12 protein-coding genes and 1 other RNA gene are annotated in these 11,602 nt (G+C 31.3%); 8 read left to right on the top strand and 5 right to left on the bottom strand.

The features are described 5' to 3' along the window. Positions 1–4: 4 nt before the first annotated feature. The gene (locus ABHQ57_RS12035; RefSeq protein ID WP_167714055.1) at positions 5–499 is read right to left on the bottom strand and encodes a DinB family protein; all 495 of its coding nucleotides are present in this window, start codon (positions 497–499) and stop codon (positions 5–7) included. A 240-nt stretch (positions 500–739) separates the two neighbouring features. On the opposite strand from ABHQ57_RS12035, the gene ABHQ57_RS12030 reads away from it, so the two are divergent. Further along, entirely contained in the window at positions 740–1,456 is a 717-nt protein-coding gene (locus ABHQ57_RS12030) for a hypothetical protein (RefSeq protein WP_167714056.1), read from the top strand. 55 nt (positions 1,457–1,511) lie between these two features. Here ABHQ57_RS12030 and rny read toward each other — a convergent pair whose 3' ends face one another. The 4 genes from rny to ABHQ57_RS12010 all read right to left on the bottom strand — a co-directional run bounded on the left by rny (position 1,512) and on the right by ABHQ57_RS12010 (position 3,887). Beyond that, complete coding sequence (gene rny, locus ABHQ57_RS12025; protein WP_047789620.1) at positions 1,512–3,077, bottom strand: ribonuclease Y; 1,566 nt, start codon at positions 3,075–3,077, stop codon at positions 1,512–1,514. A 48-nt stretch (positions 3,078–3,125) separates the two neighbouring features. Continuing rightward, positions 3,126–3,234: non-coding RNA, 6S RNA (gene ssrS / locus ABHQ57_RS12020), on the bottom strand. Between the two features lie 56 nt (positions 3,235–3,290). Then, positions 3,291–3,581 (bottom strand): cell division protein ZapA, encoded by a 291-nt coding sequence (locus tag ABHQ57_RS12015; protein ID WP_047789619.1) that lies wholly within the window; start codon positions 3,579–3,581, stop codon positions 3,291–3,293. Between the two features lie 15 nt (positions 3,582–3,596). Further along, entirely contained in the window at positions 3,597–3,887 is a 291-nt protein-coding gene (locus ABHQ57_RS12010; RefSeq protein ID WP_047789618.1) for a hypothetical protein, read from the bottom strand. A gap of 148 nt (positions 3,888–4,035) precedes the next feature. On the opposite strand from ABHQ57_RS12010, the gene ABHQ57_RS12005 reads away from it, so the two are divergent. The 7 genes from ABHQ57_RS12005 (at position 4,036) to ABHQ57_RS11975 (ending at position 11,586) form a co-directional block, all read left to right on the top strand. Beyond that, positions 4,036–5,727: a M23 family metallopeptidase gene (locus ABHQ57_RS12005; protein ID WP_231128421.1), complete on the top strand. Its 1,692-nt coding sequence runs from the start codon at positions 4,036–4,038 to the stop codon at positions 5,725–5,727. A gap of 11 nt (positions 5,728–5,738) precedes the next feature. Continuing rightward, entirely contained in the window at positions 5,739–8,183 is a 2,445-nt protein-coding gene (locus tag ABHQ57_RS12000) for a carboxypeptidase-like regulatory domain-containing protein (protein ID WP_167714057.1), read from the top strand. 166 nt (positions 8,184–8,349) lie between these two features. Further along, positions 8,350–8,934 (top strand): SMI1/KNR4 family protein, encoded by a 585-nt coding sequence (locus ABHQ57_RS11995; RefSeq protein WP_159490654.1) that lies wholly within the window; start codon positions 8,350–8,352, stop codon positions 8,932–8,934. Positions 8,935–9,059: 125 nt separating this feature from the next. Next, on the top strand, positions 9,060–9,386 hold the full coding sequence (locus ABHQ57_RS11990) for a multidrug efflux SMR transporter (protein WP_159490652.1): 327 nt from the start codon (positions 9,060–9,062) through the stop codon (positions 9,384–9,386). 8 nt (positions 9,387–9,394) lie between these two features. Beyond that, positions 9,395–9,754, top strand: a complete 360-nt coding sequence (locus ABHQ57_RS11985) for a DUF2200 domain-containing protein (protein WP_159490651.1) — start codon at positions 9,395–9,397, stop codon at positions 9,752–9,754. A gap of 221 nt (positions 9,755–9,975) precedes the next feature. Next, entirely contained in the window at positions 9,976–10,554 is a 579-nt protein-coding gene (locus ABHQ57_RS11980) for a non-canonical purine NTP diphosphatase (protein WP_047789613.1), read from the top strand. Continuing rightward, complete coding sequence (locus ABHQ57_RS11975) at positions 10,555–11,586, top strand: iron ABC transporter permease (RefSeq protein ID WP_047789612.1); 1,032 nt, start codon at positions 10,555–10,557, stop codon at positions 11,584–11,586. Positions 11,587–11,602 lie beyond the last annotated feature (16 nt).

The following is an 11,602-nucleotide window of genomic DNA, read 5'->3' as shown; positions in this document are numbered from 1 at the left end:
ATTACTACTTTATTAATATTTTCTTAGGTGTTGTAGGATTATACCCAAAATCTGCATCAGGTAACTCTATTCCTAATTGATTTATAATAAAACCTATACTAGCAAAGTGATGTATTGCATGACTATGTGCCTGGATTAAAGCACTGCTTAAAGTATAATTTGCTGTTACTTTCCCTGTTCCTAAATCGTCAGTAACAGAAATAATTTTATCAAAATCTTCTGTCTTCAAACAATATAATTGCTCTATAACTTCATTAAAATATGCTATTCCTGAAGCTGTTTTTTGCTCTGCTAAATGATTACGTTCTCTATCAGAAAAATCAACACAGTTTTTACTTAGCCCATTAAAAATGCAGTTAAAAACGTCTAAAATATGTCTCATATTGGCCCCTATGCTCGAATAATAAGGCGGAATAGATGTATCACTATATTGTTCATCACTAATTGCTTCTAATAATTTAATCCCTCTTTGTAAATTTTTATCAATAGCTGCTATCATTCGTAAGTATAAGTTTTCAAGTAAGTCGTATAAATATAGAACTTTTTACGGGGAGAAATAAATTATTTTTTAAATCCTAAAAAAGACACTAAATATCAGTAGTTTAAAGTAAAAAATCACTTTATATTATTACTTTTAAAAAGCTTTAAAATATTTTTTGGCACGTTCTTTGGAAAATTACATAACAACTGCGGAAGCCGAAAAGCATATAGAGTAAGCATAACCCTAAAATTAGCAATTATGAGAACAGGGATACTTTTATTATTAGCAATGATGTCATTAACAACTGTAAATGCCGACAACATTGAAAAATCAACTAGCAAAATTGGGGTTACATACCGTTATAATGAAGCGGTTACCTTTGTAGAAAGAGGAATCCAATTTCATGTGTTTTTAAATGGAGATTTCGATTTTAACACTCACTACGATAGATATTCTGACTATGGTGTACGTATAAAACGAGATAGAAGAGGACGTGTTAGAAGTGTTGGAAACGTATATATAAATTACGATGCCAGGGGAAATGTAAAAAGAATTGGTAGTGTATTTATGAGATACAAATTCGGAAACTTATTTAAGGTTGGAAATCTACATATTCAATATGATAGATGGGGAAAGCCAAGGTTTAGAGGACATGTAAAATCAGGAGGACATCACTATTATGGAAATGATCATTATTATTACGATGATGGAGTTGATGTAAATATCGACATAAACATAGGAGATATTTTTGATTATGACGATGTATATTTTTACAGAAAAGACTTTAGAAGAAACTATCGTCAGTTTAGAGAAGATAAAAACTTTTATTACTACAGAGCATTACCTAATGCAAAAATTGGCAAGCGTAGTAAAGTTATAAAAAGACGTAAACATAAAATTTACAAAAACGACAACAATAAATATAGAAAAGGAAAGCCTGAACAAAGAGGTAAATCAAGAAGAAACCATGATTAAACAAAAATCCCTCATCAAAATTGATGAGGGATTTTTATATTTTATAATTTAATAATTACTTCGCTACATTTACTGCTCTTGTTTCTCTAATTACAGTAACTTTAACCTGTCCTGGATACGTCATATCATTCTGAATTTTTTGAGAAATATTAAATGATAATTCAGCAGCTTTAGTATCGTTAACTTTAGCACTTTCTACCATAACTCTTAATTCACGCCCCGCTTGAATTGCATAAGCTTTTTGAACTCCGTTAAATCCAAAAGCAATATCTTCTAAATCTTTTAAACGTTGAATATAAGAATCTAATACTTGACGACGTGCACCAGGTCTTGCTCCTGAAATTGCATCACAAACTTGAACAATAGGAGCTATTAAACTCTTCATCTCAATTTCATCGTGGTGAGCTCCAATTGCATTACATACATCTGGCTTCTCTCCGTACTTTTCAGCCCATTGCATCCCTAATAATGCGTGTGGTAATTCGCTTTCTGTTTCAGGTACTTTACCTATATCGTGTAATAAACCTGCACGTTTAGCTGCTTTAGCATTTAATCCCATTTCAGCTGCCATAATACCACAAAGATTTGCTACTTCACGTGAGTGTTGTAATAAATTTTGACCATAAGAAGAACGATACTTCATACGTCCTACAGTTTTAATCAATTCGGGGTGTAAACCATGAATTCCTAAATCAATAACAGTACGTTTACCAACTTCAATAATCTCCTGAGTGATTTGTTTTTCGGTTTTCTTTACGATCTCTTCAATTCTTGCTGGGTGAATTCTTCCGTCTGTAACTAATTTATGCATTGATAAACGAGCAATTTCACGACGAACAGGATCGAAACACGATAAAATAATTGCCTCTGGCGTATCATCTACAATAATCTCAACTCCAGTTGCAGATTCTAAAGCTCGAATATTACGTCCTTCTCTACCAATAATTCTACCTTTAACGTCATCTGATTCTAAATTAAATACCGACACACAATTTTCTACAGCTTGCTCTACTCCTACTCTTTGTATAGTGTTTAAAACCACCTTACGAGCTTCTTGTTGCGCTGTCATTTTAGCTTCTTCAATGGTATCTTGTATGAAAGACATTGCATCAGATTTTGCCTCATCTTTTAATGATGCAACTAATTCTGTCTTAGCTTCATCTGCAGATAAACCTGAAATTTGCTCAAGCATGTCTACATGACGCTTGTGCATTTTTTCTAGCTCAGATTCTTTTTTTTCTAAGAACTCTAATTTATAATCAAAATCAGCTTCTTTTTTTTCTAATTGTTTATTAAGTTTTCTGTTCTTATCTAGTTCTGATGATACTTGACTCTCTTTATCTCTAATTCTTTTTTCTACATCAGAAACTTTCTTTTCTCTAGATAAAATTACTTTTTCATGCTCTGATTTTAATTCTATAAACTTCTCTTTGGCTTGTAATATTTTATCTTTTTTTATTGCTTCAGCCTCTACTTTAGCTTCTTTAAGAATGCTATTAGCCTCTTTTTTTGTTTCTTGTATTAATTTATTTGCATTAGATTTTTCTAACATTTTAGCAATAAAAAAACCTACTGCTACACCTATAATTCCTGCTAAAACAGGAAATAATATTCCCTCCATAATTTTGATTTGATTGTATAAAAAAAGCCCACATTAATAGGGTTTTAAAAACTCCAAAATAACAAGTTTAGGATTAACTGATTGATCAAGGATCCGAGGTAAAATCGGCTTGCTTTACTAATCACGACTCATCCTTTATAATTGAATAACGTTGAGTTTAACAAACAATGTACTAATGTAGGCAGTATATTAAATAATATATTTTAAAGAACGTTATAATAAATGATCTTCTAGCAAGTTAGTCAATTCATTTATCTTTTGCAATACTTCGGCTTTTTCTTTAGTATTTTTTAACGATACTATTTCTGCTTTTGATGCAAACTGTAAAGCACTCATTGCTAAAACATCTTGCTTATCTGCTACCGCATAATTTTGTTCAAACTTGGCTATTAATTCGTTAATACTTTTTGCTGCTTTTCGTAATCCTTCTTCTTCATCTGTACTATTTACACTTAATGGATATGTTCTCCCAGCAATTACCACATTAACTTTTATTTTTGCCATGCAAAAAAACTTATATTATGTATTCAAAAGGGTGATGCACTTATCAATCTCTCGAATTAAAGTATTTATTTTGAGTTTTGTTTCTCTTGTACTTTCGTTACTGCCCTCAATAGTTTTTGCAACTTTCAGCAAATTAAATTGTTTTTGCTGTTCTTCTAATTGCCTCTCTTTTTCCTGTAATAAAACTTGTAACTCTCCGTTATTTTGAAGTAAAACTCTATTTTCTTCTTTCAAAAACTCGTAGTTCGAAAGTAAGTCCTTCAATCTATCTTCCAGTAAATGAACTGCTTTTAAAGGGTTACTCATTTATTTTAGAGAATAAAACTATATTTACAAAGTTATTAATATAACTTATAATTAGCAACTCTTTTAGTGTTTTTTACTAAATTACTGATTTTAAATCTTTAACAGCTTTAATAGAATTTTATTAGTTTTGCTTTAAAACTGTTGCATTTTGAAATTTTATTTTTCTCTTATTCTATTTATCTTTTTTATTAGCGGACAAGCTCAAAATAAGTATCCGCGAAACTATTTTTCAAACCCTTTAAAAATTCCTATTGTATTGTCTGGTACTTTTGGAGAATTACGAAGTAACCACTTTCATTCTGGAATAGATATTAAAACTCAAGGTAAAGAAGGTATTCCTATTTACGCTCCTGCTAATGGATATGTTTCTCGTATAAAAGTGCAGCAATATGGTTTTGGAAAGGCTTTATATATAACGCACCCTAACGGTTATACAACTGTATATGCACATTTAAAACGTTTTGAACCAAGCATTCAACAGTATGTAAAAAGTATTCAGTACAAAAAAGAAAAATATAGTACAGGAAACCTTTTTCTTAAATCAGATAAATTCCCTGTAAAAAAAGGGCAACTTATTGGTTATACTGGTGATACTGGTAGTTCTGGAGGTCCGCACTTACATTATGAAATTCGAGATACTAAAACAGAATATATTATTAACCCAATGCATTTTGGTTTAACAGCTGAAGACGATAAAACTCCTACTGTTCAAAAATTAGTAGCCTATCCATTAAGTGATGATGCTAGAATTAATAATTCGGCATTAAAATCTGTTATTTCATTTAAAAATAATGGTGAAGGTAATTATGTTGCCGAAAAAATTACTGCCAGTGGCACTATTGGTTTTGGTATTAGCGTGTTTGACCGATTAAATGGTGCTTTAAATAAAAATGGAATTTATAGTTTAGAAATGAAAGTAAATGGTAAACGTGTGTATTATCATGATGTTGAAACCTTTTCTTTCGCAGAGAGTAAATATATTAACTTATTAATTGACTATAAGCATTATAAAAAATATAGAGATAGAGTACAAAGAACACACAAGGTAAACGCAAATAGACTTAGCTTATATGAAGATTTAATAAACAACGGAAAAATATATATTGAAAACGGAGCTAATTACAATATTGAGATTATAGCCAAAGACTTCAAACATAACACTTCTAAAGTAAGGATACCAGTTAGAGGAACTGCAAGCAATTTAGTATTTAAGGGAAAAGATACTACTAACTATAAAATTATAGCAACTAACTTTAATAAATTTCATCAAAAAAATGTAACAGCTGCTTTTCCTAAAAACACTTTTTATAAAGATTGTTTCATTGATTTTAAAGTTGAAAATGGTACTGCAAAAATTCACGACCCTACAATTCCTTTAGACAAACGTTATACACTAACTTTTGAGACTTCTTTTTTAACAGAAGATCAAAAACAACATGTATATATCGCTAATGTTACAAACCCTAAATATCCAAGATACACATCTACAAGAAAAAAAATTGACAAAGTATATACTACCACTAAACTCTTAGGTAGTTATGCTTTACGTTTTGACACAGGAAAACCAACTATTCAGCTATACAATTTTAGTAACAATCAGTGGATTTCTAAAAATAAAACACTGAAAGTTAAAATTGGGGATAAAGAAACGGGAATAAAAAATTACCGCGCTACTATTGATGGTGAATGGATTTTAATGGAGTATAACCATAAAAAAAGAATACTTACATACGATTTTAATGATAAAAAGTTGGTTGGTAGTAAACATATTTTTAAACTTGTAGTCTCTGATAATGTGGGTAATACTGAAACAGTTTCAGCAACATTTTTCAGAAAGTAAACTAAACAAGCTTGAAAAAATTTATTCTTTTATTACTGTTCCCTTCACTCGTTTTTGCACAAAAAACAGCTACAGTAAAAGGAATCATTACCAATAAATTCAATACACCAATTGAAGGAGTTGCGATTTCCTATTTATCTAAAGGAACTACTACCGATGCTAATGGAATGTATCAATTTACAATTCCCATCCGTAAAACTGTTACTGTTACATTCACACATGTTTCTTATAAAACTTTGGTGAAAAAATTCACTTCTAGAGGAAAAAGAAACTTTAACTTCTCTCCTACTTTACAAATTAAGAGTGAAAAATTAGAAGAAGTTATCGTTAAAAGCCAACAAAAAGAAGCCCAAGGAATTACCAAAATAAAAACTAAAAAAGTAAAAAACATACTTGGTGCTAATGCTGGTGTTGAAAATATATTAATGACGCTCCCTGGAGTTAGTAACAACAACGAATTAAGCACTCAATACAATGTTCGGGGTGGTAATTTTGATGAAAACCTAGTATATGTTAACGGAATTGAAGTGTATCGTCCATTTTTAATCCGCTCTGGTCAACAAGAAGGCTTAAGTTTTACCAATCCGCATATGATTCAGAATATCAATTTCTCTGCAGGTGGATTTCAAGCAAAATATGGAGACAAACTATCTTCTGTACTAGACATTACCTATCGAAAACCAACTAACTTTGGCATACAATTAGATTTGAGTTTGTTAGGAGGAAGTTTTACTATTGAAAATACTTTTGCTAATAATAAACTAAGTGCAATTGTTGGTGTTCGTTACCGTGATAATAGCTTATTTGTAAATAGTAAACAAACCGAGGTTAACTTTAGACCTCAATTTACAGATGTCCAATCATTTTTAAGCTACCAAGCAACCAGAAAACTTACATTAAATTTCTTAGGAAATTTCTCTCTTAACAACTATAATTACAAACCACTAACTCGTAAAACCCGATTTGGAACCTTAACAAATCCACTAGAATTAATCGTTTTTTATCAAGGGCAAGAAAAAGATCGTTTTCAAACCTTATTTGGAGCGCTCTCTGCTGACTATCAAGTTAACGACAATCTAAAACTTACTGGTACTATTTCTTCTTTTAATACACAAGAAGAAGAATATTTTGATATTGCTGCCGCTTACGCCATAGGTGAAGTAAATAGTAATATTGGTTCTGAAAATTTTGGTGAAGTTGAATTTTCTCAAGGAATTGGTTCGCAAATTAATCATGCTCGTAACGACTTGGATGCTTTAATCAGCAATATTCAACTAAAAGCTACTTTAAAAGATGGTAATAATGAATGGAAAGCTGGTATTAAATACCAAAAAGAAAATATTAAAGACCGTATTCGTGAATGGGAAGTAATAGATTCATTAGGCTTTTCTGTTCGTCCACCACACCACACCGGAAATAATCAACCATACGAACCTTTTACAGGTCCTATTGAGCCTTACAGAAATGTGAGAGCAGAAAATGAAACAGACATTAACCGTATTACTAGTTTCTTACAATTCAGTAGAAAAGCAATGTGGAATGACCACCAAGTTTGGATGAATATTGGAGTTCGTTCTCATTATTGGTCTATAAAAACAGCTTTTACTAATAATTTTTCTCAAACAACCTTTAGTCCTAGAGTACAATTTGCTATTAAACCTGATTGGGAGAGCGATATGCTATTTAGAATATCTGGCGGATGGTATTCACAACCTCCATTTTATAAAGAATTACGTGATTATGACGGACAAGTACACCCCAAAGTAAAAGCGCAAAAGTCAATTCACATAGTTGCTGGGAATGAATATAGTTTTAACGTATGGGAACGCCCTTTTAAGTTAGTTACTGAACTTTATTACAAAGATTTATCAGATGTAAATGCTTACTCTGTTGATAATGTCCGTATTCGTTATCGCGCAGACAATGTTACTAATGCCTATGCTTATGGTTTAGATGTTCGTTTAAACGGAGAGTTTGTACCTGGTAACGACAGTTGGGTTAGCTTTGGTTATTTAAAAACCGAAGAAAATATTAACAATAGAGGTTATATTGCTCGACCAACTGATCAACGTTTAAAATTTGGTGTATTATTTCAAGATTATGTGCCTAACTTACCTGACTTAAAAGCTTATCTAAACCTTGTTTATAACACTGGGTTACCTGGCGGTGCTCCTGCTTACGCTGATGTATATCAATTTCAAAATCGTTTGAACGATTATAAACGTGCCGATGTAGGAATTTCTTATGTTTTTGCTGATGCTAACAAACAACATAAAACTGGATTCTTACGTAACTTTAAAGAACTTACCGCTGGTTTAGAATTATTTAACATTTTCGACATCCGTAACTCCAACACCAATACATGGGTACGTGATGCTTACAGTAAAAACCAATACGGTATTCCTAACTATATGACAGGAAGAGTGTTGAACTTTAAGTTAGGAGTACAATTTTAGTCTTCTCTACTCTTTTTTAACGAAAAATTAGCGAAAAAACTTCCTTAAGCATTTTCCACACATAGTACTTTAGCTTAAAAATTTAAATAGTTCTGTGAAAAGCTCTATCTATTTTTTTACAAGAAGTCTAGTAAGCATTAATATTACATTACAAAAAATAATTACAATGAAAAATCAAAAAATTGAAATAGAAAATTTATGGAACCGTTTTAAAAATTGGGTTTCTTCTAATGCTCCTCATTTATCTGAAGAGCTTCAGCCTGCAATTCAACCAGAAGAAATAAAACAATTACAACAAACCATACAAACAGAACTACCTGAAGACTTTATAGCCTTTTTAAGTATACACAACGGTCAAAACAGAAATGCCGAAGGCTTAATAGATGCTGAAGAGCTACTTTCTTCTAATAGAATAATTGATGAATGGAAAATTTGGTATGATTTATATGAGGGTGGAGATTTTGAAGATAGTGAAGCTGAACCCGATGAAGAAATTAAAGACTTTTGGTGGAACCCTAAATGGATTCCAATTACTTATGATGGTTCTGGAAATCATCTATGTATAGATATGGATCCTACAGAAAATGGAACTAAAGGACAGATAATAAGAATGTGGCACGACGATAGTGTAAGAGAGTATATAGCACCTTCTTTTAAGGTTTTCTTTGAGAACTATTGTACCAATCTTGAAAACAACAAATATGTATATTCTAACGAGTGGGGAGGAATAATTATTAAAGAAGATTTGTAAAACCTTTAACTCAGCTCAATAGCAGTAATATTTTAACTTCAAAATAAAACAAGTGAAAAGATAGCACACCTTAGCTTGTAATTGAATAAAGTTATTGTATTTTAGTATCTAAAAAGCAATTACAAATGAATTGGATTTTGTTAATTATAGCTGGTTTATTTGAAGTAGCTTTTGCAGCTTGTCTTGGAAAAGCTAAAGAAACTACTGGAATAGAAGCCACATATTGGTATATTGGCTTTTTAATCTGTTTATCTATCAGTATGTTGCTTCTCATAAAAGCAACCCAAGAGCTACCTATTGGAACTGCCTATGCAGTTTGGACAGGAATTGGTGCTGTAGGAACAGTACTAATTGGAATTTTAGTTTTTAAAGAACCCGCTACATTTTGGCGATTATTTTTTATCACAACATTAATTACTTCGATTGTAGGACTCAAAATCGTTTCACATTAACCTAAGTCATGAAAACAACACCCAAACACGACGAAAGAATAGCGAGCATGACTTTTGCTTCTGTTTACCCTCATTATGTTACTAAAGTTGAGAAAAAAGGAAGAACAAAAGAGGAGTTACACCAAGTAATTGAATGGCTTACTGGTTTTAACAATCAAAAATTAAACAAATTAATTGATCAAAAAGTAACTTTTGAATCCTTCTTCAAAGAAGCCGACTTAAATCTAAATGCTCATTTAATTACAGGAGTTATTTGTGGTTATCGAATAGAAGAAATCGAAACTCCGTTAACGAAGCAAGTTCGTTATTTAGACAAGCTTGTAGATGAATTAGCTAAAGGTCGTAAAATTGAGAAAATTTTACGATAAACCTTTTAATTTTTCTTTTTAAAAGTTATATCGGTTTCTTTGTTATTTGAATAAAAGAGGCCTTGAACCCTTTTTAGGGCACTTAATAACCCTTAACCCTACCTTCACACAACACCTCTTTATTTACAAGACTTTCAAGACGAAGGCCTTTTTTATAAAAATAAAAACACCAGCAAAGATGATAAAAATTGAATACATTTGCTTTTGTTAATTTTCAACACATGAAACTAGTTTTTGCTACTAACAATCTAAACAAACTTGCTGAAGTACAAAAAATGTTACCTAACTCTATTGAGTTACTTTCTTTGAAGGACATCGATTGCTTTGATGATATTGAAGAAACCGCAACTACTTTAGAAGGAAACGCCAAAATTAAAGCAAATTATATTACTGAAAAGTTTGGATATAATTGTTTTGCCGACGATACAGGTTTAGAGGTAGAAACTTTAAATGGAGAACCAGGAGTATATTCTGCTCGCTATGCTGGTGAACCTGCTAATGCAGAAAACAACATGCAAAAACTATTAACAGCGTTGAACAATAAAACTGATAGAAATGCTCAATTTAGAACTTCTATTTGTTTAAATTTAGATGGAAAACAATTTTTATTTGATGGAGTTTGTAAAGGAACCATTTTAACATCTAAGCAAGGTGAACAAGGTTTTGGATATGATCCCATTTTTCAGCCTGAAGGATACAATAAATCATTTGCAGAAATGACTTCAGAAGAAAAAAACAAAATAAGTCATAGAGGATTAGCTATTCAACAATTAGTCGCTTTTTTAAAATCAATTAGCTAATTGAATTTATCAAAAACATACACAGTTCACTTTTTACTTTTATCAGTTTTACTGATTATTTTTCTACTACTAAACATTAGTTTAGGTTCAGTATCTATTCCTTTAAAAGAAATTTTCAACTCCTTATTTGGTAACCCTGTTGTAAAAGATAGTTGGGAAACCATTATCATTAATTACCGCTTGCCAAAAGCAATTACAGCAATGCTAGTTGGGTCAGGATTAGCTATAAGTGGTTTATTAATGCAAACATTATTCAGAAATCCACTTGCAGGCCCTTTTGTATTAGGAATATCTTCTGGTGCAAGCCTTGGTGTAGCATTACTCATTTTAGGTTCTAGTGTTTTTGGAGGATTTTTTCTTGTAGCTATTTACTCTAACTGGGCATTGGCCATTGCTGCAAGTGCAGGATCTTTCTTAGTATTATCAGCAGTTATTATAGCTGCAAATAGAGTTCGTAATACGATGTCTATTTTAATTATTGGATTAATGTTTGGCTCGTTAACATCAGCCGTTATTAGCGTATTAGCTTTTTTTAGTGAAGCTGAACAAATACAACAATATTTATTTTGGAGCTTTGGAAGTTTGGGTAATCTAACTTGGACTGAACTTTCTGTTTTTGGAATTATTTATCTCGTAGGAATTCTTGGAACATTCTCTGTCATAAAACCTCTAAACAGCTTTTTACTAGGCGAAAACTATGCAAAAAGCTTAGGAATTAATATTAAAAAAAGTAGAAATATCATTTTACTAATCACAAGTATTCTTACAGGTGTAATTACAGCATTTTCAGGTCCTATTGCTTTTGTTGGACTAGCTGTTCCCCATATTGCTAAAATGATTTTTTCTACATCAAACCACAAAATTTTATTACCTGCTGTTGCTTTAATTGGAGCTATTATTCTGTTAATTTGTGACAGTATAGCGCAGTTACCCACAAGCGAATTCACTTTACCTATTAACGCAATAACATCATTATTTGGAGCACCTGTAGTTATATGGCTATTAATTAGGAAGAAGAAAATATATGTGTAAAACTAAGATTATAAAC

This window comes from Tenacibaculum sp. ZH5_bin.1, from assembly GCF_042865525.1.
GTDB classification, from domain to species: Bacteria; Bacteroidota; Bacteroidia; order Flavobacteriales; family Flavobacteriaceae; genus Polaribacter; species Polaribacter mesophilus.
Note: the sequence above shows the minus strand (reverse complement) of the source record. Positions and strands in the feature narration are given on the sequence as shown.